The sequence below is a fragment of the Lentzea sp. HUAS12 genome (assembly GCF_024125735.1).
In the GTDB taxonomy this organism is placed as follows: domain Bacteria; phylum Actinomycetota; class Actinomycetes; order Mycobacteriales; family Pseudonocardiaceae; genus Lentzea; species Lentzea albida.
The window spans coordinates 8,691,024-8,713,404 of the sequence record NZ_CP099738.1; the positions used below are offsets into that span (position 1 = coordinate 8,691,024).

At 69.4% G+C, this 22,381-nt stretch carries 27 protein-coding genes; 21 read left to right on the forward strand and 6 right to left on the reverse strand.

Annotation, left to right across the window (positions count from 1 at the left end; genetic code table 11):
* The first annotated feature begins 65 nt into the window (after positions 1 to 65).
* From ND450_RS40810 to ND450_RS40840, 7 genes are all read left to right on the forward strand, one after another.
* Positions 66 to 554, forward strand: a complete 489-nt coding sequence (locus ND450_RS40810; protein ID WP_253323376.1) for a helix-turn-helix domain-containing protein — start codon at positions 66 to 68, stop codon at positions 552 to 554.
* Positions 551 to 997 carry a 2'-5' RNA ligase family protein gene (locus ND450_RS40815; protein WP_253323377.1) on the forward strand — a complete coding sequence of 149 codons (447 nt, stop codon included), beginning with the start codon at positions 551 to 553 and terminating at the stop codon, positions 995 to 997. The genes ND450_RS40810 and ND450_RS40815 overlap by 4 nt, the downstream gene beginning before the upstream one ends.
* Before the next feature lie 128 nt (positions 998 to 1,125).
* Positions 1,126 to 1,395, forward strand: a complete 270-nt coding sequence (gene rpsO / locus ND450_RS40820) for a 30S ribosomal protein S15 (RefSeq protein WP_030471762.1) — start codon at positions 1,126 to 1,128, stop codon at positions 1,393 to 1,395.
* A gap of 228 nt (positions 1,396 to 1,623) precedes the next feature.
* Positions 1,624 to 3,864, forward strand: coding sequence for a polyribonucleotide nucleotidyltransferase (locus tag ND450_RS40825; protein ID WP_089917388.1), 2,241 nt, complete (start codon positions 1,624 to 1,626; stop codon positions 3,862 to 3,864).
* 107 nt (positions 3,865 to 3,971) lie between these two features.
* A complete protein-coding gene (locus tag ND450_RS40830) occupies positions 3,972 to 5,264 on the forward strand; it encodes a pitrilysin family protein (RefSeq protein ID WP_089917719.1) in 1,293 nt (430 codons plus the stop codon).
* On the forward strand, positions 5,261 to 5,998 hold the full coding sequence (gene dapB, locus ND450_RS40835) for a 4-hydroxy-tetrahydrodipicolinate reductase (RefSeq protein ID WP_253323378.1): 738 nt from the start codon (positions 5,261 to 5,263) through the stop codon (positions 5,996 to 5,998). The genes ND450_RS40830 and dapB overlap by 4 nt, the downstream gene beginning before the upstream one ends.
* Positions 5,995 to 6,432 (forward strand): tetratricopeptide repeat protein, encoded by a 438-nt coding sequence (locus ND450_RS40840; RefSeq protein ID WP_253323379.1) that lies wholly within the window; start codon positions 5,995 to 5,997, stop codon positions 6,430 to 6,432. The genes dapB and ND450_RS40840 overlap by 4 nt, the downstream gene beginning before the upstream one ends.
* A gap of 58 nt (positions 6,433 to 6,490) precedes the next feature.
* Here the strand turns inward: ND450_RS40840 and ND450_RS40845 are convergent, their stop codons facing one another.
* Positions 6,491 to 7,696: a winged helix-turn-helix domain-containing protein gene (locus ND450_RS40845; RefSeq protein WP_253328126.1), complete on the reverse strand. Its 1,206-nt coding sequence runs from the start codon at positions 7,694 to 7,696 to the stop codon at positions 6,491 to 6,493.
* Positions 7,697 to 7,758: 62 nt separating this feature from the next.
* Here ND450_RS40845 and ND450_RS40850 point away from each other — a divergent pair, with 62 nt between their 5' ends.
* Both ND450_RS40850 and ND450_RS40855 read left to right on the forward strand, forming a co-directional pair.
* Entirely contained in the window at positions 7,759 to 8,301 is a 543-nt protein-coding gene (locus ND450_RS40850) for a GNAT family N-acetyltransferase (RefSeq protein ID WP_089917383.1), read from the forward strand.
* A 21-nt stretch (positions 8,302 to 8,322) separates the two neighbouring features.
* Positions 8,323 to 8,829, forward strand: a complete 507-nt coding sequence (locus ND450_RS40855) for a hypothetical protein (protein ID WP_371927558.1) — start codon at positions 8,323 to 8,325, stop codon at positions 8,827 to 8,829.
* A 171-nt stretch (positions 8,830 to 9,000) separates the two neighbouring features.
* On the opposite strand, the gene ND450_RS40860 is transcribed toward ND450_RS40855, so the two are convergent.
* Together ND450_RS40860 and ND450_RS40865 are read right to left on the reverse strand one after the other, a co-directional pair.
* Complete coding sequence (locus ND450_RS40860) at positions 9,001 to 9,879, reverse strand: SRPBCC family protein (RefSeq protein WP_253323380.1); 879 nt, start codon at positions 9,877 to 9,879, stop codon at positions 9,001 to 9,003.
* Positions 9,876 to 10,418: a transcriptional regulator gene (locus ND450_RS40865; RefSeq protein ID WP_253323381.1), complete on the reverse strand. Its 543-nt coding sequence runs from the start codon at positions 10,416 to 10,418 to the stop codon at positions 9,876 to 9,878. The genes ND450_RS40860 and ND450_RS40865 overlap by 4 nt, the downstream gene beginning before the upstream one ends.
* Positions 10,419 to 10,546: 128 nt before the next feature.
* On the opposite strand from ND450_RS40865, the gene ND450_RS40870 reads away from it, so the two are divergent.
* From ND450_RS40870 to ND450_RS40880, 3 genes are read left to right on the forward strand one after another with little or no spacing between them, the layout of a single operon-like run.
* On the forward strand, positions 10,547 to 11,530 hold the full coding sequence (locus tag ND450_RS40870) for an aldo/keto reductase (RefSeq protein ID WP_253323382.1): 984 nt from the start codon (positions 10,547 to 10,549) through the stop codon (positions 11,528 to 11,530).
* A gap of 5 nt (positions 11,531 to 11,535) precedes the next feature.
* On the forward strand, positions 11,536 to 12,144 hold the full coding sequence (locus ND450_RS40875) for a TetR family transcriptional regulator (protein WP_253323383.1): 609 nt from the start codon (positions 11,536 to 11,538) through the stop codon (positions 12,142 to 12,144).
* A gap of 18 nt (positions 12,145 to 12,162) precedes the next feature.
* Positions 12,163 to 12,657 (forward strand): hypothetical protein, encoded by a 495-nt coding sequence (locus ND450_RS40880; protein WP_089917375.1) that lies wholly within the window; start codon positions 12,163 to 12,165, stop codon positions 12,655 to 12,657.
* 31 nt (positions 12,658 to 12,688) lie between these two features.
* On the opposite strand, the gene ND450_RS40885 is transcribed toward ND450_RS40880, so the two are convergent.
* Entirely contained in the window at positions 12,689 to 13,600 is a 912-nt protein-coding gene (locus ND450_RS40885; protein WP_253323384.1) for a DUF4097 family beta strand repeat-containing protein, read from the reverse strand.
* Positions 13,601 to 13,605: 5 nt separating this feature from the next.
* Positions 13,606 to 14,115 (reverse strand): toxin-antitoxin system HicB family antitoxin, encoded by a 510-nt coding sequence (locus ND450_RS40890; protein WP_253323385.1) that lies wholly within the window; start codon positions 14,113 to 14,115, stop codon positions 13,606 to 13,608.
* Between the two features lie 68 nt (positions 14,116 to 14,183).
* On the opposite strand from ND450_RS40890, the gene thyX reads away from it, so the two are divergent.
* The 9 genes from thyX to ND450_RS40935 all read left to right on the forward strand — a co-directional run bounded on the left by thyX (position 14,184) and on the right by ND450_RS40935 (position 21,686).
* On the forward strand, positions 14,184 to 14,888 hold the full coding sequence (gene thyX / locus ND450_RS40895; protein WP_253323386.1) for an FAD-dependent thymidylate synthase: 705 nt from the start codon (positions 14,184 to 14,186) through the stop codon (positions 14,886 to 14,888).
* 5 nt (positions 14,889 to 14,893) lie between these two features.
* Positions 14,894 to 15,295, forward strand: coding sequence for an ACT domain-containing protein (locus ND450_RS40900; RefSeq protein WP_253323387.1), 402 nt, complete (start codon positions 14,894 to 14,896; stop codon positions 15,293 to 15,295).
* A 71-nt stretch (positions 15,296 to 15,366) separates the two neighbouring features.
* Positions 15,367 to 16,809, forward strand: a complete 1,443-nt coding sequence (locus ND450_RS40905) for a serine/threonine-protein kinase (RefSeq protein WP_253323388.1) — start codon at positions 15,367 to 15,369, stop codon at positions 16,807 to 16,809.
* Positions 16,810 to 16,811: 2 nt separating this feature from the next.
* Positions 16,812 to 17,225: a hypothetical protein gene (locus tag ND450_RS40910; protein ID WP_089917368.1), complete on the forward strand. Its 414-nt coding sequence runs from the start codon at positions 16,812 to 16,814 to the stop codon at positions 17,223 to 17,225.
* A gap of 23 nt (positions 17,226 to 17,248) precedes the next feature.
* A complete protein-coding gene (locus ND450_RS40915) occupies positions 17,249 to 17,860 on the forward strand; it encodes a TIGR03085 family metal-binding protein (RefSeq protein ID WP_253323389.1) in 612 nt (203 codons plus the stop codon).
* Positions 17,861 to 17,879: 19 nt separating this feature from the next.
* A complete protein-coding gene (gene dapA / locus ND450_RS40920; RefSeq protein WP_253323390.1) occupies positions 17,880 to 18,776 on the forward strand; it encodes a 4-hydroxy-tetrahydrodipicolinate synthase in 897 nt (298 codons plus the stop codon).
* Positions 18,773 to 20,452 (forward strand): ribonuclease J, encoded by a 1,680-nt coding sequence (locus tag ND450_RS40925; RefSeq protein WP_253323391.1) that lies wholly within the window; start codon positions 18,773 to 18,775, stop codon positions 20,450 to 20,452. Before dapA ends, ND450_RS40925 begins: the two co-directional genes overlap by 4 nt.
* A gap of 143 nt (positions 20,453 to 20,595) precedes the next feature.
* Positions 20,596 to 21,342, forward strand: coding sequence for a F0F1 ATP synthase subunit A (gene atpB / locus ND450_RS40930; protein WP_253323392.1), 747 nt, complete (start codon positions 20,596 to 20,598; stop codon positions 21,340 to 21,342).
* Positions 21,342 to 21,686 carry a hypothetical protein gene (locus ND450_RS40935; protein ID WP_253323393.1) on the forward strand — a complete coding sequence of 115 codons (345 nt, stop codon included), beginning with the start codon at positions 21,342 to 21,344 and terminating at the stop codon, positions 21,684 to 21,686. Before atpB ends, ND450_RS40935 begins: the two co-directional genes overlap by 1 nt.
* On the opposite strand, the gene ND450_RS40940 is transcribed toward ND450_RS40935, so the two are convergent.
* Positions 21,683 to 22,297 carry a class I SAM-dependent methyltransferase gene (locus ND450_RS40940; RefSeq protein WP_089917360.1) on the reverse strand — a complete coding sequence of 205 codons (615 nt, stop codon included), beginning with the start codon at positions 22,295 to 22,297 and terminating at the stop codon, positions 21,683 to 21,685. The genes ND450_RS40935 and ND450_RS40940 overlap by 4 nt on opposite strands.
* Positions 22,298 to 22,381 lie beyond the last annotated feature (84 nt).

Sequence of the window (22,381 nt, forward strand, 5' to 3'; positions counted from 1 at the left end):
GGGCATCTGAACGCTTCCCGGCTGGCAGGATGCGGGTCGGAGCGCGGGCTACTGGAGAGGCCAAGGTGGAGGACCACAAGATCGTTCAGCGCAACCTCGCCCTGCAACGGGAGTGGTACGGGGAGCCTCTGGGCGACCGCGTGCGCAGGCTGGTCGTGGCCTTCAACGTGTCGCAGGCGCAGCTCGCGGACGTGCTGGGGATCAGTGCGCCCATGCTCAGCCAGGTGATGAGCGGCCGGCGCGCCAAGATCGGCAACCCCGCCGTGCTCGCCCGGCTGATCATGCTGGAGCGCAAGATCCTCACGCCGGACGTGGCGACCGGAGCGCCGGAGGCGTTGCAGCGCGCGCTCGACGAGGTGCGCGAGTCCAAGCCGACGGTGTCGCGCGACTCGTTGCCGGTCAACGGCGACGAGAGCGTCGCGTACCCGGTGCTGCGCCGCGTCGCCGACCGGGTCGAGCTGCAGCAGGCGGCCGATCTCCTGCACGAGGACTTCCCGGCCATCGCCGACCTGTTCCGCCGCGCCATCCGGGCCGCGGGGCCGCCGCCCCGGTGACGTTCTTCACCGCGCTGTACCCGCCCGCGCACGTGGTCGGCGAGCTCGAAGCCGTGCTGGACCGCCGCCTCGACGTGGAGTGGACGAAGCCGGAGAAGTGGCACATCACGTTGTGCTTCCACGGCGAAACCGCAGATCACGAACGCTTCAAGGCCCTCGAAGGGCTGGAGGTCCCGCAACTGCGGCTCAAGGACTTCGGCAACTTCCGGGGCGAAGTTCTGTGGGCGGGAATTCACGGCGGGTTAAATCGGTTGGCACGAGCAGCGGGTGCGGATGACAATTGGTTCGCGCACCTGACGGTGGCCTACGGGTACAAGGGACAACCGATGCCGGAGTTCCTGAGCAGCCCGTGGCAGCCGGCGGAAGCGGTGCTCGTGAGCAGCGCCGACGGCGTCTACACACCCGTGGACCGGGTGGGGTTGCGCACGTCAGCGCGCCGCTGAGCGCTCTGCCTGATAGCCTTCGCAGTTGGGTCTGGCTGCGGTCCGTGGCGGCCAGTACCGGCTACCCCGGCCAGCAATTCGGCGGGCAAGGGGCCGCACGGACCTGAACGAAGTAGGAGAAGTACCTAGTGGCACTGTCCACGGAACAGAAGAAGTCCATCCTCGGTGAGTACGGTCTGCACGACTCGGACACCGGTTCCACCGAGGCCCAGGTGGCCCTCCTGAGCAAGCGCATCGCGGACCTCACGGAGCACCTGAAGCAGCACAAGCACGACCACCACTCCCGCCGCGGTCTCCTGCTGATGGTCGGCCGTCGCCGCCGTCTGCTGAACTACCTGACCAAGGTGGACATCAACCGCTACCGCGCGCTGATCCAGCGCCTCGGTCTGCGCAGGTGATTCACACCGAGGGGGAGTGACCGGCCGGTCACTCCCCCTCGGTGCACAACCGGGTGTATACAGATCCCTGGTTGCAAAGAGGAACGAACAGGGCCCGCATCGCGCGAAGCAGTTTTCGCCGGTCCTCGGTAGTGGCCCCCTGGTGGAAACGCCCCAGGGGACTTCGATCGAAGACCGGCCTCGTCAAATCGCGTGAGCGGCGTCCAAAAGACGAGGAGTAACAAGTAAATGACGGACATCGAGGTCCACGAGGCGACTGCCGTTATCGACAACGGCAAGTTCGGCTCGCGCTCCATCCGCTTCGAGACCGGGCGCCTCGCGCGTCAGGCCGCCGGCAGCGTGGTGGCGTACCTGGACGACGAGACGATGCTGCTGAGCGCCACGACGGCGTCGAAGCACCCCAAGGAACACTTCGACTTCTTCCCCCTCACGGTGGACGTCGAGGAGCGCATGTACGCCGCGGGCCGCATCCCCGGCTCCTTCTTCCGGCGTGAGGGCCGTCCGAGCACGGACGCCATCCTCACCTGCCGCCTGATCGACCGTCCGCTGCGCCCGTCCTTCGTGGACGGTCTGCGCAACGAGATCCAGGTCGTCATCACCGTGATGAGCCTGAACCCGAAGGACCTGTACGACGTCGTGGCGATCAACGCCGCGTCCGCGTCGACGCAGCTCGCGGGTCTGCCCTTCTCCGGCCCGATCGGCGGCGTCCGCGTCGCCCTGATCGAGGGCCAGTGGGTCGCGTTCCCGACGCACGAGCAGCTCGAGAAGGCCGTGTTCGACATGGTCGTCGCGGGCCGCGTGGTCGAGTCCGGCGACGTCGCGATCATGATGGTCGAGGCCGAGGCCACCGAGAACGTGATCGACCTGATCGGCGAGGGCGCCGTCGCCCCCACCGAGGAGGTCGTGGCCGCGGGTCTCGAGGCCGCCAAGCCGTTCATCAAGGTCCTCTGCGAGGCCCAGGCGCAGCTCGCCCAGGTCGCCGCGAAGGAGACCGGTGACTTCCCGACGTACCCGGCCTACCAGGCCGACGCGTTCGAGGCCGTCGAGTCCGCCGCCGCCGGTGAGCTGGCGCAGGCGCTGACGATCGCGGGCAAGCAGGAGCGCGAGAGCAAGCTCGACGAGATCAAGGCCGCCACGCTCGAGAAGCTGGCCGAGCAGTTCGAGGGTCGCGAGAAGGAGGTCGGCGCCGCGTTCCGCTCGCTGACCAAGAAGCTCGTGCGCCAGCGGATCCTGCGCGACAAGGTCCGCATCGACGGCCGCGGCCTCACGGACATCCGCGACCTCGGTGCCGAGGTGGCCGTGATCCCGAGGACGCACGGCTCGGCGCTGTTCGAGCGCGGTGAGACCCAGATCCTGGGTGTCACCACGCTGAACATGCTGCGCATGGAGCAGCAGATCGACTCGCTGTCCCCCGAGACGCACAAGCGCTACCTGCACCACTACAACTTCCCGCCCTACTCGACCGGTGAGACCGGCCGCGTGGGCTCGCCGAAGCGCCGCGAGATCGGCCACGGCGCGCTCGCCGAGCGCGCCCTGATGCCGGTCCTCCCGAAGCGCGACGAGTTCCCGTACGCGATCCGCCAGGTGTCCGAGGCCCTCGGCTCCAACGGCTCGACGTCCATGGGTTCGGTCTGCGCCTCGACCCTGTCGCTGCTGAACGCGGGTGTCCCGCTGAAGGCGCCGGTCTCCGGCATCGCGATGGGTCTCGTCTCCGACGAGGTCGACGGCAAGACCGAGTACGTGGCGCTGACCGACATCCTCGGTGCCGAGGACGCGTTCGGCGACATGGACTTCAAGGTCGCGGGCACCAAGGAGTTCGTGACGGCGCTGCAGCTCGACACGAAGCTCGACGGCATCCCGTCCGAGGTGCTGGCGGCGGCGCTGGGCCAGGCCCGCGACGCGCGCTACACGATCCTCGAGGTCATGGCCGAGGCCATCGCCACGCCGGACGAGATGAGCGCCTTCGCGCCGCGCGTCACGTCGGTCAAGATCCCGACCGACAAGATCGGCGAGGTCATCGGCCCGAAGGGCAAGATGATCAACTCGATCACCGAGCAGACCGGTGCCGACATCTCCATCGAGGACGACGGCACGATCTACGTCGGTGCGGCGGACGGCCCCTCGGCCGAGGCCGCGATCGGCATGATCAACGCGATCGCGAACCCGCAGCTGCCGAAGGTCGGCGAGCGCTTCCTGGGCACCGTGGTGAAGACGGCCGCGTTCGGCGCGTTCGTCTCGCTGCTGCCCGGCAAGGACGGCCTCGTCCACATCTCGAAGCTGGGCAACGGCAAGCGCATCGCGAAGGTGGAGGACGTCGTCAAGGTCGGCGACAAGCTCCGCGTCGAGATCGCCGACATCGACCAGCGCGGCAAGATCAGCCTCGTCGTGGTGTCCGAGGAGGACGCCGCGAAGCCGGCCGAGGCCCCCGCTGCCGAGGACGCTGCCGCCGAGGCGGCTCCCGCGCAGTGAGCACGACTGACAACAACGTGACGGCCGCGGGTGCATCCACCCGCGGCCGTCCGCGTACTCCCGTGCTGGGCCACCTCCAGAAGCCCGGCAGCACACGGGTGCTGGAGATGTCCGCCGGGTCCGAGGTGCGGCGCAGCATGCTGCCCTCGGGCCTGCGGGTCATCACCGAGCGCATCCCGAGCGTGCGGTCCGCGTCGGTCGGGCTGTGGGTGCAGGTCGGCTCCCGTGACGAACGGCCCGAGGTCGCGGGTGCCGCGCACTACCTCGAACACCTGCTGTTCAAGGGAACGGCGCGGCGCACGGCCGCGGCCATCGCGGAGGAGATCGACGCGGTCGGCGGCGAGCTGAACGCGTTCACCGCGAAGGAGCACACCTGCTACTACGCGCACGTCCTGGACGAGGACCTGCCGCTCGCGATCGACCTGGTCGCGGACGTGGTGTTCGAGGCGATCTGCGGTCCCCGGGACTTCGAGACCGAACGCGGTGTCGTGCTCGAGGAGATCGCGATGCGCGACGACGACCCCGAGGACCTGCTGCACGACGCGTTCATCGAGGCGTTGTTCGGCGGGCACGCGTTGGGACGTCCCGTTCTCGGCACCGAGAAGTCCATTCAGGACATGCAGCGGGACAACCTGTTCTCGTTTTACAAGAAGCGCTACACGTTGCCGCGCATGGTGTTCGCCGTCGCCGGCAACATCGAGCACACGCAGGTCATGCGCCTGGTGCGCAAGGCGATCGGCGACCGGCTGTCGCGCGAGGGCAGCGCCGTGACGCCCCGTGCGGGTCGCGCGCGCATCGCCGACGCCCGCAAGCTGGTGCTGCACACCGACGACACCGAGCAGGCGCACCTGATGCTCGGCATGAAGGGCCTCGACCGGCACGACGAGCGCCGGTTCGCGTTGAACGTGCTGAACGCGGCCATCGGCGGCGGCATGAGTTCGCGGCTGTTCCAGGAGGTGCGCGAACGGCGCGGTCTGGCGTACCAGGTGTACTCGTCGGTGGGGCTCTACGCCGACACCGGCACGTTCGCCGTCTACGCGGGCTGCCAGCCGGACCGCCTGGGCGAGACCGCCGGCGTGATCCGCGAGGTGCTCGTGGACGTCGCGCGGGGTGGCCTGTCGGACGCGGAAGTGGCGCGCGGCAAGGGTCAGTTGCGCGGTGCGTTGGTGCTGGGCCTGGAGGACACCAGCTCCCGGATGTCGCGCATCGGCAAGTCCGAGCTCAACTACGGCGACCACCTGAGCGTGGAAGCGACTTTGGCGCGGATCGACGCCGTGTCCGCCGAGGAAGTGGCGCTGCTCGCACGTGATCTGCTGCGCCGCCCCGTCGCCGCGGCGGTGGTCGGCCCTTACGATCACGCCGACGATCTGCCGGACCAGGTACACGAGGTGATTGCATGATTCGCGTCGGAGTTCTCGGCGCGCGGGGCCGCATGGGTTCCGAGGTGGTCCGCGCGGTCGAGGCCGCGAAGGACATGGAGGTCGTGGCGGCCATCGACGCCGACGACCCGTTGTCCGCCCTGGTGGACGCGGGCGCGCAGGTCGTCGTCGACTTCACGCACCCCGACGTGGTGATGGACAACCTCTCGTTCTGCGTCGAGAACGGAATCCATTGCGTCGTCGGCACTTCCGGCTTCGACAACGAGAAGCTCGCCGCCGTCGAGGCACTGCTGGCGTCGCGTCCCGACGTCGGTGTGCTGGTGGCGCCGAACTTCGGCATCGGCGCCGTCCTGCTGATGCGCTTCTCGGAGATCGCGGCCCGCTACTACGAGTCGGCCGAGATCATCGAGCTGCACCACCCGCGCAAGGCCGACGCGCCTTCGGGAACGGCCGCGCACACCGCACGGCTGATCGCGGCGGCGCGTTCCGGCATGGACCCGATGCCCGACGCGACCACGGTCGAGGAGCCGGGTGCCCGCGGCGCTCAGGTCGACGGCGTGCGCGTCCACTCGCTGCGGATCTCCGGCATGATCGCGCACCAGGAGGTCGTGTTCGGCGGCGAGAGCGAGACCCTGACGATCCGCCAGGACTCGTTGCACCGCACGTCCTTCATGCCCGGTGTGGTGCTGGGCGTGCGGGAGATCGTCGGCCGTCCCGGCCTCGCGGTCGGTCTCGACAAGTACCTCGACCTGTGAAGGTCCGGGTCACCGTAGCGGTGCTGATCGCGGCTCTCGCGGTCTACTTCGTCCTGCTCGCGGGCCGTGCCATCGCCCTGCTGCAGACCGGTTCGCTGGTCGGGGTGCTGCTCGGCCTCGGCGTGCTGATCCTGCCGCTGCTCGGGGTCTGGCTCGTGTACTCCAACCTGCGTTTCGGTTGGGAGACCGAGAAGATGGCGCGCGAGCTGGACGCGGACGGGCTGCTGCCCGACGTGTCGCACCTGCCGCGCCGTCCGTCGGGCCGGGTGGACCGGGACGCCGCCGACTCGTGGTTCGAGGAGCGGCGGGCCGAGGTCGAGGCATCGCCGGAGGACTGGCGGGCCTGGTTCCGGCTGGCTTACGCGTACGACATCGCGGGGGACCGCGGACGGGCGCGGGAGACGATGCGCAAGGCGATCGAACTGCACGCGTGAGCTTCGAAGCCCCAGGCCTGCGGCCTGGGGCTTCTGCGTTGGTGGTCAGGGTTGGGCGTCAGCCGTTGACGACGGCCGCGATCAGCTCCGCCGCCAGATCCCCCTTCTGCACCACCAGGACGTCCTCCAGCCCCAGCCAGTCGGCCATGTGCCGCAACTCCGCCGCGAGCTCCACCGCGACCCGCCCCCGGTCCACCCCGGGCTCGGCCCAGGCGGACTGCACCCGCAGCACCCCGGCCGCCCGGTCCGCCTTGATGTCCACCCGGCCCACGAGCGCACCGTCCAGCAGGAACGGGAACACGTAGTACCCGTGCACCCGCTTGGGCTCCGGCACGTAGATCTCGATGCGGTACCGGAACCCGAAGATCCGCTCGGTCCGCGCGCGCTCCCAGATCAGCGGGTCGAACGGGCACAGCAACGCGCGTCCCGTGACACGGCGTGGCGCGCGGGCGTCGACGTGCCGGTAGCCGACGCCCTTCCAGCCCTCGACCGCGACCGGCTCCAGCACGCCGTCCGACACCAGCGCCGCCACGGCGGCCTGGGAGCGGCGGGGGTCCAGGCGGTAGTAGTCGCGCAGGTCCGGTTCGGTCGCCACACCCAGCGCGACCGCGGAGCGCTGGACGAGTTCGCGGGCGCCGGAGTCCGCGTCCCACTTCTGAGCGAGCACGTCGGGTGGGATGACGCGTTCGGTCAGGTCGTACAGGCGCTCGAAGCTGCGGCGGGTGCCGGTGGTCAGGACGCCCACGCCGAACAGGACCTCGCAGATGCGCTTGACCTCGGACCAGTCCCACCACGGGCCCTTCGCGCGGCCCCGGTCGCCCATGAGGGCCTTCTCGAGGGTGCCGGCGCCGATCGGGCCCAGTTCCTTCACGGCGGCGAGGACGTCGTCGACCAGTTGCGGGGAGCGTTCGACGACCGTCTGGTAGTGCTGCCACCAGCCGCGCTTCTTCGCTCCCGAGTGGAACAGCGGCCAGTCGGCCACGGGCACCAGGGACGCCTCGTGCGCCCACGTCTCGACCAGCATGCGGGGTTTGCGCGCCGAGTGGGTCCAGGCGGCTTCGTCCAGCAGGGACGGTGCGTAGGAGCCCAGGCGGGAGAACAGCGGCATGTAGTGCGCTCGCACGGCCACGTTCACCGAGTCGATCTGCAACAGCTGCACGCGGGACAGGACGCGCTGCAGGTGTCTGCGGGTGGCGGCGGACGGTCTCGGGTCGGTGAAGCCCTGGGCCGCCAGGGCGATTCGGCGGGCGACGTCGGCGCTCATGCTCTGCACGGGGGCGATGGTGCCACGCACCCCTGACAATTCGACGTCGATAGGGTGCGTCCATGGCCGACGCCGGCGTGGACATCGCCACCGCTGCTGATCTCCAGGAGATCGTCCGCATCCACCGGGAGACGTGGCGGCTCGCCTATGCCGAGCTGCTCCCTCCCGAAGTCCTCGACACGCTCGACACCGATGAGGCGTGGGCACTCGCCGTGCAGCAGGGAGCCGTGCTCAAGGCGACGGAGGGCGAGTGGACGGTCGGGTTCGTCGTCGCCAGCAAGGCGCCCGAGGAAGAAGTCGCCAGGGCGGACGGGAGCCTGCCCGCCGACGCGGAGACCACGGCGCTCGTCAGCGTCCTCGTGGAGCCGCGCTGGGGCCGCAGGGGGCACGGCACGCGGCTCGTCGCGGAAGCCGCCCAACGCCTGCGGGAGTCCGGGGCCACGCGCGGCATCGCGTGGGTGCCCGAAGCCGACAAGGCGTCCAAGAACTTCTACGAACGACTGGGCTGGACGGGGGACGGCACCGTACGCACGTTGGACGCAGGCGGGCGTCCGTTGCGCGAGGTCCGGGTGTCCGGTGAGCTCGCGGTCCGACTCGACGACTGAGATCTGTGTAACCTCGGCCGGGTGCTCGCCCTGGTTGGCCTCACCTTCGGGGTCGCGTTCGGCTCAGCGCTAGTCCCCTTGATCAGCATCGAGATGTTCGTCCTGGGACTCTGCGCGCGCTGGCCGGACACATCGTTCTGGATCGTCGGCCTGTCGGTGGCGGTCGGCCAGGTGCTGGGCAAGCTGCTGTACTTCTACGCGGCACGCGGCGACATCCACCTGCCGAAGTTGCTGCACCGCAAGCCGAGCGGCAAGCCGTCGAGGCTGAAGCGCTGGTTCGGCCCCGGCACGCGCCTGCACCGCTGGGGCGACTGGATCCACGTGAAGTGCCGCGCGCACCCGAACTGGATGGCGGGCACGCACGGGGTGAGCGCGCTGGTCGGGGTGCCGCCGTTCATGGCGACGAGCGTGCTCGCCGGGCTCGCGGGCATGTCCACGCTGATGTTCGTCGCCACCGGCATGGTGGGCCGATTCGCGCGGTTCAGCGTTCTCGCCGCGTCGCCGGCCGTGGTCATGGCCTGGTTCTAGTAGTTGAAGAAGACCGCCGCCGTCACGGAGAAAGCGATCAACACGGCGGCCACGGTGATTCGCGCTGACTCGAGCACGACCCCGAAGATATCGGCCCGTCGCCGACGAAAGCCATGCGCAAACGGGTGAGAGCCGAATGATCTGGCTCTCACCCGCCCGTTTCGCGCCCGTTTATTCGTAGACGAGCACGCCGTCGGGCAGTCCGGGGGCCTCGTAGGAGTGCCACATCGGGCGCCAGTCCGGCAGTTCGAGCATGCGGCGCATGTCCGCGAACCCCGACAGCCAGCCCATCCACGAGCCGTACGGCGGGTCGGCCGGGTCGAAGCCGCTCTGCACGAACGTCAGCCGCGTCTTGCCCTCCGAGCCCTTGAGCTGCCAGTCCGAGACCATGCCGTCCGGGAACTCGATCGCGAAGCGGTCGGAGTCCAGGGCGATGACCTTGGCGGGGTTCGGCTCGTCGTCGAAGCTGCTCCCCATCGCCCAGCGGCCGCCGACGCGCGGTTCGATCGAGCAGCGGGCCCCGAAGTACCGCGCGAACACGTCCTCGTCGGTCAGAGCGTGGATGATCGCCGCGGGCGTGGCCGCGATGTCGACCTCGATCCGCTGCTCCGGCGTCGAGAAGTCGCACAGCGCGAAGACCGGACGGCCCTCGACGTGCTCGACGAGGTTCGCGAGCGACAGCGACCAGAACGTCTGGACGACGCCCGCCTTGCCCTCGTCCTCGATGCCGGCGCCCCAGTCCGGGTACGGCGACTGCGACGCCACGATCAGCGTCTGGCCGTCGCGCTCCTCCACGCCGAGTTCGATCGTGTAGTCGGTGCCGTGCAGCAACCACGAGAAGCGCACCGAAGAAGAGGTGGCCTCCAGCAGCTTCTGCCGGCCGCGCTCGCCCTCGGGCGTGTAGCGCCCCCAGAACTCGTACACGCCGTGCTCGAGGTCCACGTCGGCGTGCTCGGCCAGCCAGACGCGCAGGTCGTCGGCCTCGGTCAGCGCCTGGAAGGCCCTGGCGGGGGAAGCGGTGGTGCGGACGCGGACAACTCCGGTGCTCATCGATCGTCTCCCTTGGGGTAGCAGGCGAGCGCGATGCGGAACGCATCCCCTTCCGCGCCGCCGTATCGGGTGAAGAGGTCCTGCAACGTCGTCTGCAGGTCGGCCAGGAAGCGCGCTCGGTCCTCGGGCGGCACCCGGATCTCGCCGGACACGCCCACGGACGGCAGTTCGCTCGACCTGTCGAGCGCCGCCACGTCGTCCTGGATCTGTTCGGCGAGGTCCACGAGGTGCCCCAATGCCAGTTCGTCGCGCGTCCCGATCCGGCCGACCAGGCGCGGCGACAGCCAGTACGACCGCGCCACCGCCTGGTAGAGGCCCTCCTGGACGCCGCGCACCTTGCGCTCGGCGACCTGGGTGGCCAGACCGGCCTTGACCAGCTGTTTCACGTGGTAGTGCACGCGTTGCGGCGTCTGGTCGAGCACTTCGGCGATCTCGGTGCACGAACGCGGCGCGGCGAGCTGCCGCAGCACCTCCACGCGCTGCGGCTTGAGCAGGGTCTCGGCCTGCTCCATCCGGTCCAGGTAGATGACGTCTCTCATCGCAAAAAAGACTTTGAACGTTCAAAACTCTTTTGTCAATGAACTCGACAACTATGGACTGACAGATATTGAAATCTGTCAGTCCATCGGGCATGGTGGAGACACCGAAGACGACGAAGGGGTTCGAAATGCAGAAGCGCCAGCTCGGAGCCACCGGTCCGGTCGTGTCCGCCCTCGGCCTGGGCTGCATGGGCATGTCCAACGCCTACGGCCCGGCCGACCGGGACGAGAGCATCGCGACGGTCCGGGCCGCACTGGACGCCGGGGTCACGCTGCTCGACACCGGTGACTTCTACGGCCAGGGCCACAACGAGCTGCTGGTCGCGGAGGCGATCAGGGGTCGTCGCGACGAGGTGCGGCTCAGCGTCAAGTTCGGCGGCATGAGGGACGCCGACGGCGCGTTCATCGGGTTCGACACGCGGCCGGTCGCGGTGGCCAACTTCCTCGCGTACTCGTTGCAGCGCCTGGACACCGACCACGTGGACATCTACCGGCCGGCCCGGCTCGACCCGAGCGTGCCGATCGAGGACACCATCGGCGCCATCGCCGAGCAGGTCGACAAGGGCCGCGTCCGGCACATCGGCCTGAGCGAGGTCGGTGCCGAGACCATCCGCCGGGCGCACGCCGTGCACCCCATCGCGGACCTGCAGATCGAGTACGGCCTGCTGGAGCGCGGTGTCGAGCGGGAGATCCTGCAGACCACCCGTGAGTTGGGCATCGGCATCACGGCGTATGGCGTGCTCTCGCGCGGCCTGATCTCCTCGAAGCCGCTCACCCTCGACGCGAGCGACTGGCGCGGCCACGCGCCGCGGTTCCAGGGCGACAACCTGACCCGCAACCAGGACCTCGTCACCAAGCTCAACGAGATCGCCGAGGCCAAGGGCGTCACGGTCGCGCAGCTCGCGATCGCGTGGGTCGCGTCGCGCGGTGAGGACGTGGTGCCTCTGGTCGGCACGACGAAGCGTGCGAGGCTTGAGGAGGCGGTGGGTTCCGCCGACGTGACGTTCACCGAGCGGGAACTGGCCGAGATCGAGGCCGTTGTTCCTCTCGGAGCCGCTGCGGGCACGCGCTACGCGGCCGAGCAGATGGCGATGCTGGACAGCGAGAGGTGAGTGGAGTGGCGGAGGCGCTGACCGCGGAGGCGATCCTCGTGGCGACCGAAGAGGTGCTGCGCAGGTACGGCCCGGCCAAGGCGACGGTGGTCGACGTCGCCAAGGCGCTCGGGGTCAGCCACGGCAGCGTCTACCGCCACTTCGCGACCAAGGCCGCGCTGCGCGAGGCGGTGACCAGGCGCTGGCTCGACGCGATCCACCAGGAGATGGAACCGGCGTTCGACCGGGGCCTGCCCGCCTCCGAGGTGCTGCGGGAGTGGCTGCAGAGGCTCTTCGACAGGAAGCGGCGCTCGCACACCGAGGACCTGGAGCTGTTCACGACGTACAAGACCCTGGTCGGCGAGAGCAGCGGCGTCGTCGAGGACCACGTCGAGCACCTGGTGGGCCTGATCGCGCGCATCATCCAGGCGGGAGTGGATACCCACGAGTTCGTGACGGACGACGTGCCGAGGACGGCACAGGCGGTGTGGGACGCGACGCAGGCGTTCCACCACCCGGCGCACGCCCAGGAGTGGGGGAATCCTCACATTCAGGACGCGTTCGACGCCGTCGTCTCACTGGTCGCGGCTGGACTGCGGTACAACCGAATCCCAAGTGCCACAGGCGATGCTTGAGGGTCACGGAGGTGAACGGTGCCGCCTGACGAGTGGATCGATCTGCTGGGAGCGCCGGAGAGGCGTCCGGACCCGGTCGACTGGAACGCGGTCGAAGCGCGTGCCGGCACGGCCCTGCCCAGCGACTACGTGCACCTCGCCGAGGCCTATCCACCGCTGATCGTCGGTGGTTACGTCCGCATCCTGCACCCGACGGCACGTGCCGGTTTCATGAACTGGATGTCCACGGCGCCCAAGATGCTGCGGGCGCTGCGCCGTCAGCCCGGTCTGCGCGCCCACCCGGAGTCACCCGGGCTGCTGCCCTGGGGCATGACCGCGAACGGCGACCACTGCCTGTGGTTCACCAAGGGCGAGCCGGACGAGTGGACCGTGCTGATCACGGACATGCGGCAGAAGTGGTCCTACGACGGCAGCTTCTCGAGCTTCATCAGGAAGTTCCTGACCGGGGAGCTGCGCTGCCCGATCTTCCCGGACGACGTCCCCGGCGGCTCCAAACCGTTCCAGGAGCCGTGAGGACGCCGTCCGGGCCTTTCCGACCCCCCGGTCAGCTCGTCGCGGCGGTCACCAGCGCGTTGCCGCTGCCCGTGCGGCCCGTGACCGACAGGGTGGCGTCACCCAGCGGCTCGGACGAGACGTCGAAGTCGCTGCGGGCGGTGCCGGACGTCGACACCAGGTCGATGCGCGCGAGCGTGCCCTGCCGGACGCCGACGCGGATGTGACCCGAGCCGGTGCCCAGGTGGATCTCGCCGGACGCGGCGTCGGCCACCGTCAGGTCGCCGCTGCCGGTGCGCACCTGGACGTCGCCCTGCACGGCGCCCAGCCACACGTCACCCGTGCCGGTGACCAGCGTGGTGGCGCCGCCGACCGACGACACCTCGACGTCCCCGCTGCCCGTCTTGGCCTTCAGCGTCGAGAGCATCGTGCCCAGGCGAACGGTGCCGGCGCCCGAGTTCACCTTGGCCTCGCCGGTCGCCCGGTCCGCGGACACGCTGCCCGTGCCGGTGTTGAGGTCGAGACGACCCGCGCCACCCGTCACGACGACGTCGGCCGCACCGGTCCGTGAGGCGACGTGCGACCCGACGGGTGCCGTCACCACCACCGATAGCGGCACGGCGCGCAACGGCAGCGCCTTGGACGATTCGATGCGCAAACGGTTGCCCAGCAGTTCGACGCGTGCGTCGCGCACGGCCTCCTCCGGACCCGTCGGGGGAGCGGTCTTGTCGGGGCCGAACTGGCCGCTGACCCAGCTCAGCACGCTGCTCAGGCCCTCGGTCCACGAGTTGCCCGCGTTCGGGTCGTGCCGCACCTCGACGTGCACACCCGGCGCGTCGACGAGCTGCACCTGCACCCGGCCGCTGAGCAGCGAGATGTCGATCTCGGCGATGCCCGCGAACTCGAAGCTCTGCTGGCGCACGACGCCGGACGGCTCGGTCGGTTCCGCTGTCGGTTCGGTCATCCCGCTCACCCCTGCACCCATCCGCGGACCCGCGAGCCCGAGCCCGCGTTCCCGCTCCACCCCTTGTGTCCGTGGTGCTTGTGCTTGCCGTGCACGGCGCCACCGACGGCCTGCTGGATGAACGAGTTCAGCGACACGCCCTGGGCCGCCGCGGCGGCCTCGGCCTTCGACTTGAGCTCGTTGATCAGACGCAGCGTGACGCGGCTGATGTCACCGGTGGCGTCACCGAAGTTCGGCGCCTCCTGGCGCGGAGCGGGCTCCGGCTCCGGTTCGGCGGAGCCCGTGACGACCACCTGGACGTCACGGCCGGCGAGTCGTACGTCCACGACCTGGCCGTCCAGGGAGGCGGTGACCTCCGCGGCGAGGTCGGACAGTGCGTTCATGATCGCCAGTCGCGCGGCTGGCTCGAGCGCTGCGGACAACGCGGCGGCCGTTCGACGGGTGTTCTCATCCCCCGCTGACGCGGCCGTCGCCAGGTCCTCGCGCAGTGACGCGATGTACGGCGACAGATCCATGACACCACTATGACGTCACTTCCGACATCGTGCAACCACCGCCTGGCGTCACGGTTAATGTCGAGGCCATGCCGAGAGTGCGTTTGGTGGCCAAGACCGAGTTCATCCCGCCGGACGACGTCCCGTGGACGACCGACGCGGACGGTGGCGCGGCGCTCGTCGAGTTCGCCGGCCGGGCCTGCTACCAGTCGTGGGACCGCTCGAACCCCATGACCAACACCAACGCGACGTTCCTGCACCACCTGCTCGACGTCGGGCACCTCGCCGCGTTCGAGCACGGCAGCGCCTCGCTCTACCTGACCGAGCTGCCCCGCTCGCTCACCCACGAGCTGATCCGGCACCGGCACTTCTCCTACTCGCAGCTCTCCCAGCGCACCGACCCGACCGACGTCGTCGAGCCGTCGCTGATCGCCGGGGACCCGGAACTGCACGCGCGGTTCGTCGCCGCGACCGAGGCGAGCCTGAAGGCGTACGAGGACCTCGTGCAGAGCCTGGAGAAGACCGTCAACGGGCGGCGCGCGCGGCAGATCGCACGGTCCGTGCTGCCCAACGCCACCGGCACCGAGATCGTCGTGACGGGCAACTACCGCTCGTGGCGCCACTTCATCGCGATGCGCGCCACGGAGCACATCAACGTCGAACTGCGCGAGCTCGCCGTCGCGTGCCTGCGCGAACTGACCAAGGCCGCGCCCAACGCGTTCGCGGACTTCGTCATCTCGACACTCCCGGACGGCACAGAAGTTGCCTCCAGCCCGCTGGTGGTTGAAGGCTGACCTCCATGAAGCGGCTCATCGTGGACGTCCCGCCCGGCGAATACGCGGTCACGCGCCTGGCACCGGACGCCCCTGTCCCCGCCGGACTGCTCGACCTCACCGGCGTGCTGGTGTCCGTGACCAGGACCCCGGCCGAGCTGTCGATCATCGCCCCGGCCTCGTTCGCGGTGGACGGCGACGCGGCCGAGAAGGGCTGGCGGCTGCTCACCGTGCGCGGGCCGCTGGAGTTCACGCTCACCGGCATCATGGCCGCGCTCGCGGGCGAACTGGCGGCGGCGGGAGTCTCGTTGTTCGCGCTGTCCACATACGACACGGACCACCTGCTCGTGAAGCACGCCGATCTGGGCCGTGCCGTGGTGGCCTTGCGTGCCGCAGGTCACGAACTGGTTGTAGCGCCGGAAGCCTAGGAACCGATCCCCCGGTTGGCGGGTCTCAAGTACCGTCAACGCCCCCGGTTCCCAGGCTTCAGGAGCGCACGTTGCACGGACAGGCAGTCGAACCGCGCCTCATCGCGGGCAGGTACGCCCTGGTGGCCGAGCTCGGCCGCGGTGGCATGGGCATCGTGTGGCGCGCCCAGGACCGCCACATCGGGCGTTTCGTGGCGGTCAAGGAACTGCACCTGCCCGACGGCATCGCGCACGAGGAACGCCGTGTGCTCGAAGAGCGCGCCCTGCGTGAGGCGCGCACGGCCGGCAAGCTCAACGACCCGGCCGTGGTGACGGTGTACGACGCCATCAACGAGAACGGCACGACGTACATCATCATGGAGCTGGTCGAGGCGGCGACGCTGTCGACGTTGATCAGCACGCACGGCCCGATGCCGCAGAACCAGGTCATCTCGATGGCGCTGCAGGCGTTGTCCGCGCTCGAGACCGCGCACCAGGCCGGGATCGTGCACCGCGACGTGAAGCCCGGCAACCTGATGGTGCGCCCGGACGGCAAGCTCAAGCTCACCGACTTCGGCATCGCCCAGGCCGTCGACGACCCGCGCCTGACCACGAGCGGCAGCCTCATCGGCTCGCCCGCGTACATGGCGCCGGAACGCATCCACGGCCACGAGGCCGGTCCCGCGTCCGACCTGTGGGCCCTGGGCGCGACCCTCTGCTACGCCGTCGAGGGCTGGAGCCCGTTCGAGCGCTCCTCCACGGCCTCGACGCTGCACGCGATCATGAGCGAGACACCGCGGCTGACCCGCGCGACGGGCGTGCTCGGCGCGGTCATCACCGGTCTGCTGATCGCCGACCCGAACGCCCGGCTGTCCGGTCCGCAGGCGCGCGCGATGCTCTCCAGCATCGGCAACCAGCCGACGCCGCCGACCGGCATCGCGCCGGTGCAGACCCAGCAGTACCAGCAGCCCGCGGCCGCCGACCCGGCGAAGAAGAAGCGCAACCGCATCCTCGCGCTGGTCGGCGCGGCGGTCATCGCCGCGGCGGCGTTCACCGGCGGCATCTTCGTGCACAAGGCGTTCACCGCTCCCGGCGGCAGCAGCGGCAGCGCGGCGCTCACCTACGGCGAGGGCGCCGAGGTCCCGGTGTTCCAGCTCTACGAGAACACGTGCGGCATCGGCGAGGTCGCCCCGACCAAGCTGCTCAACTCGGACACCCGCGAGGAGTGCGACAAGCCACACGACTTCGAGGTGTTCGACGTGATCGACAGCCTGCCCGTGCAGTCGAACTTCCCCGACGCCGCCTATCCCGGGGTCGACGCGCTGAAGAGCCTCGGTGTGGCCCGGTGCGAGATGACGCTGAACTCGGCGTGGATCAAGGACGGGGCGAACCTCAAGCTCACGACCCTGGTCCCGAGCGAGAGCGCGTGGGCCAAGGACAAGAGCGGCAACGCGGAACGCAAGATCTGGTGCCTGGCGGGCGCCAAGGACGGCAGCAAACTCGACGGCAGCATCAGCGCGAAGAAGGACAACTGACGGTGAAGCGGAAGATCGCTCCTGCCCTGCTCGCCCTCTCCTGCGCGGCCGCTCTGACGGCCTGCTCCGGCAACGAGGACAAGTTCGTCGCCGAGCTCAAGGCGGCCGGGTTCAGCAACCCCGGCGCGCCCAGCACGGAGAAGGAGAAGAAGTCCAAGAAGATCGGCAAGCGCACGGTCAAGTCCTCGGAGAAGATCATCGAGGTCGTGGTCCGGGTCAAGGGCTGCGACCTCGAGATGGCCAAGGTCTCCGGTCAGTCGGGCTACTGGCTCGACGAGCTGCACGTCAACGGGCAGGAACCGGACTGGCCCGGCTACCCGGAGAACCTCAAGCGCGACCAGGTGGTCAAGCTGCTGGCCGACAACTCGTCCAAGCCGACGGGGTTCACCGCCTGCTACAAGCCGAACGAGGCCTGAGCCGGCTGTGGTGCAATGGGCGGGTGAGTCTCGCCCGTGACGAGCGCAAGGCGCTCGTCGACCTGATGACCGAGCTCGGCCCCGACGCGCCCACGCTGTGCGGCACCTGGTCGGCCAAGGACCTGGCCGCCCACCTCGCGATCCGCGAGCGCCGCCCGGACACCGCGCCCGGCATAGTGCTGCCCGTTTTCGCGAAGTGGACGGAGAAGGTCCAGGAGGACTACACGCACAAGGCGTGGAGCGAGCTCCTGGACCTGGTCCGCACGCCGCCGTTCTGGATCCAGCCGTTCGACAACGTGATCAACACCGCCGAGTACTTCGTGCACCACGAGGACGTGCGGCGCGCACAGACCGGTTGGGAGCCACGGCCGTACGACGCCCGGCGCGAGGCGACGCTGTGGAAGCTGCTGCCGTTGACCGCGCGCATGACGTACAAGTCGTCGCCCGTCGGTGTGACGCTGGTGCGGCCCGACGGCGAGCACGTCGTCGCCAAGCAGGGCGCGAACGGCGTGGTGATCACCGGCGAGGTGCCCGAGCTCGTGATGCTGGCTTTCGGGCGCGACGAGGCCCGTGTGGAATACAGCGGTGACGCCGACGCGGTGCAACGGGTGCGGTCGTTGAACCGAAGCGTCTGAACTCGGGTAGTTTCTGCGCATGCCAGGAAGCCCGTACGCAGGGCCGGACCGCCCGTTCGGCCGCGTTCTCACCGCCATGGTCACCCCGTTCGACCGTCGTGGCGAGGTCGATCTCCCCAAGGCGCAGGAACTGGCGAAACACCTGGTGGACCTGGGCAACGACGGCCTGGTCGTCAACGGCACGACCGGCGAGAGCCCGACCACGACCGACCGGGAGAAGGCCGCGCTGCTCACGGCCGTCGTGGAGGCCGTGGGCGACCGCGCGACCGTGGTCGCCGGTGCGGGCACTTATGACACCGCGCACAGCATCCACCTGGTGGAGCAGGCGTCCAAGGCGGGCGCGCACGGCGTGCTGGTCGTGACGCCGTACTACTCGCGGCCGCCGCAGGAGGGCCTGCTGGCGCACTTCACCGCCGTCGCGGACGCCTCCGACCTGCCGGTGATGCTCTACGACATCCCGCCGCGCGCCATCGTGCCGATCGAGGTCGACACGCTGCTGCGCCTGGCGGAGCACCCGCGGATCCTCGCCGTGAAGGACGCCAAGGGCGACCTGCACGCGGGCAGCCGGGTGATCGCCTCGACCGATCTCGCCTACTACTCGGGCGACGACCCGCTGAACCTGCCGTGGCTGTCCGTGGGCGCCGTCGGGTTCGTGAGCGTCATCGGTCACCTGGCCGGAGATCGCCTGCGCGATCTCGTCGATGCGTATGAATCCGGAGACGTGGTCCGGGCAAAGGAAATCCACGAGTCGCTGCTGCCGTTGCTGCGACCCTTCCGCCGGGTTCCCGGCGTGACGTACACGAAGGCTGCGCTGCGCCTGCGCGGACTGGACGTGGGGGATCCCCGTCTGCCGCTGGTGCCCGCCGCAGCCGAGGACATCGAGGCCATCGCGGCCGAACTGGGAGTCAACGCGTGACCCAATCGACCGAACTGCCACCCGCACTGCCGGAAGGCGGCCTCCGCGTCGTCGCTCTCGGCGGAATCGGCGAGGTCGGCCGCAACATGACCGTCTTCGAGCACGCCGGGAGGCTGCTCGTGGTCGACTGCGGCGTTCTGTTCCCCGAGGACGACCAGCCGGGCGTCGACCTGATCCTGCCGGACTTCCGCGCGATCGAGGACAGGCTCGACGACATCGACGCCATCGTCCTGACGCACGGCCACGAGGACCACATCGGCGCGGTCCCGTTCCTGCTGAAGCTGCGCCCCGACGTGCCGGTCGTGGGTTCCCGCTTCACGCTGGCGCTGCTCGCCGCCAAGTGCCGGGAGCACCGCCAGACCCCGCAGCTCGTGGAGGTGAAGGAGGGGGAGCGGCGCTCGTTCGGGCCGTTCGAGCTCGAGTTCTTCGCCGTGAACCACTCGATCCCGGACGCGCTCGCGGTCGCCATCCGCACGTCCGCCGGCCTGGTGCTGCACACCGGTGACATCAAGCTGGACCAGCTGCCGCTCGACGGCCGCCTGACGGACCTGGCCGGCTTCTCGCGCCTCGGCGACGAGGGCGTGGACCTGTTCCTGGTCGACTCGACCAACGCCGAGGTGCCCGGCTTCGTCGTGCCCGAGCGCGAGATCGGCCCCGTGCTGGAGAACGTGATCCGCAAGGCCGACCAGCGCGTCATCGTGGCGTGCTTCGCCTCGCACGTGCACCGTGTCCAGCAGGTCCTCGACGTGGCCGTGCAGTACAAGCGCAAGGTCGCCTTCGTGGGCCGCTCGATGGTGCGCAACATGGGCATCGCGTCCGAGCTGGGCTTCCTCAAGGTCCCGGACGGCCTCTTCGTCGACCTCGACGTCGCGATGAAGATGGACGAGAACGAGGTCCTCTTCGTCTCCACGGGGTCGCAGGGCGAGCCGCTGTCCGCGCTGTCGCGCATGGCCCGCGGCGAGCACCGCCAGATCTCGATCCGCGAGGGCGACACGGTCATCCTCGCGTCGTCGCTGATCCCCGGCAACGAGAACGCGGTCTTCAACGTCGTCAACGGCCTCGCCAAGCTCGGCGCGACCGTCGTGCACCAGGGCAACGCCAAGGTGCACGTCTCCGGCCACTCGCCGGCAGGCGAACTCCTGTTCCTCTACAACGCCGTGCGGCCGTCCAACGTGATGCCCGTGCACGGCGAGTGGAGGCATTTGAGGGCCAACGCGGCTCTCGCCGTCGCCACCGGTGTCGCCGAGGACCACGTCGTGATCGCCGAGGACGGCGTCGTCGTGGACCTGATCGACGGCAAGGCCGCGGTCTCGGGCCGGGTCGTCGTGGGCCACGTGTACGTCGACGGCCTGTCCGTGGGCGACGTCGGCGAGTCGACGCTGTCCGACCGCCTGGTGCTCGGCGAGGGCGGCTTCATCTCGATCTCGGTCGCCATCGAGCAGGCGACCGGCCGTGCCGTGACGTCGCCGACGATCTCCGGCCGCGGCTTCTCCGACGACCCCAAGGCGCTGGAGGCCGTGGTGCCGCTCGTGGAGATGGAGCTGGCGCGCACGGAGGCCGAGGGCATCACCGACACGCACCGGGTCGCGCAGGCCGTGCGCCGCGTCGTGGGCCGCTGGGTGGCGGAGACCTACCGGCGCCGTCCGATGATCGTTCCCACGGTCATTCCGGTCTGACACTTCCGGGGGTTTCCGTGACCCCGCTGTGATCTGCGTCCCCCTCGTCCGATAAGGTCTGATCCCAGACCATGGACGAGGGGGTTCGCCCAATGGCCGATGTTTTCCAACCGCCGGGTAAAGACGACATTCTTCTCCCGCCGATGTTCACCTGGCACGAGCCGCTAGGCCTGCCGTTCGACTTCTCCGTCACCAAACCGCAGGCCCTGCTGGTGCTGTCGGTGGTGATCATCCTGACGTTCTTCCTGGTCACCACCAGGAACCTCCGGCTGATCCCGACACGCTGGCAGTTCGCCGCCGAGTCGGTCTACGACTTCGGCCGCAACACCATCGCGCGTGAGCAGATCGGCGCCAGGGAATTCGCGCCTTACGTGCCGTTGATCGTCAGCATCTTCTGCTTCGTGCTCGTCAACAACGTCTACGGGCTGATCCCGCTCGTGCAGTTCCCGACGTTCACGCACAGCGGGTTCCCGTTCGCGATCGCGTTGCTGATCATCTTTCCGCTCTACCACTTCGTGGGCATCCGCAAGTTCGGGCTGAAGGGCTACCTGCGCAACCAGTTCGTCATCCCGGACGTGCCGAAGCCCGTGCTGTGGGGGCTGCTCATCCCGACCGAGGTCATCCTCAAGTTCTTCTTCGACCCGGTGAACCTCGCGATCCGGGTGTTCGCGGCGATGTTCGCGGGGCACCTGCTGATCCTGGTGTTCACGCTCGGTGCCGAGTTCCTGCTGTTCAACGCGCCGATCTACCTCAAGCCGGTGTCGGTGCTGGGGTTCGCGCTGGCGATCGCGCTGTTCTTCCTGGAGGCACTGGTGCAGGTGCTGCAGGCGTACATCTTCGCGTTGCTGTCGGCGCACTTCATCGGGCGCGCGCTGGCGGAGCAGCACTGATGGGGATGTACGTGGGCGTACGGGGCTGGCTCGAGTTCGCGCAGGAGCAGCGCGCGGCGGTCGAGGAGGTGCTGGCCGCGCACCGGCACGACCCGTACTCCGACGGGTGGTCGGTGCCGGTGCGACCGTTCAACTGGACGCTCTACGTGTCCTACGGCGGCGATGTCCGCGAGTCGTCGGTGGACTGGTTGCGCTCGCAGGTCGCCGAACTGGCCCGGCTCCGGGACTCCGAGGGGGACGCGCCGGCCGGTTTCTTCCTGCTGACCGACGAACGTGAGCGGGCGACGGCGTGGTTCGTGAAGGACGGCGCTGTGCGGGAAGGAGCGGCACCGGCCGGCTTCTAGGGGCGCTGGCACACCAGGTGCAGCGACTCCTCGGGCGTGGCGCCGGGGTACGACGGCGTGAACACCGGCCGGCTCCGGCGCACGACCCGCAGCCCGGCCTCGTTCAGGTGCGCCTCGAAGTTCTCCTCGGAGAACGACGACACCTCGATCTCCTGGCCCATCCAGGGCAGGGTGACCTGTTCGACGTCGATGGCGACGGTGGCGAGGAAGAAGTGGCCGCCGGGCCGCAGCCACGTCGAGATGCGGCCGAGGGTCTGCACGATCTCGGCCTGGGTCATCTGCAGCAGCGAGAAGACGGCGCAGATGACGTCCCACGAACCGGGAGGTGACTCGAAGTCGCGGATGTCGATCTTGTGGAACGTCGCGTCGGGGACCTGCTCCGCCGCGATGTCGACCATCACCGGGGACACGTCGAGGCCGGTGACCTTCATGCCGGCCTTGGCGAGGTTGCGGGCCACGGGAACGCCTGTGCCGCAACCGATGTCGAGCACGCGCGAGCCTGACGGCTGGGTCGCGGCGAACCAGGCGAGGGTGCCGTGCAGTGCGGGCTGGTGCGACCAGGCGCGCTGGTATTCCAGTCCGAGCGTGTCGAAGACCTCCGCCGCGTTCATCCGCCGCCCCTCATTTCGGCCCAATCCACCTGAGTGAAGTGTTGAGTACGTCTCTGCACGCCTTCTGGATGGCCTCTGGACGAA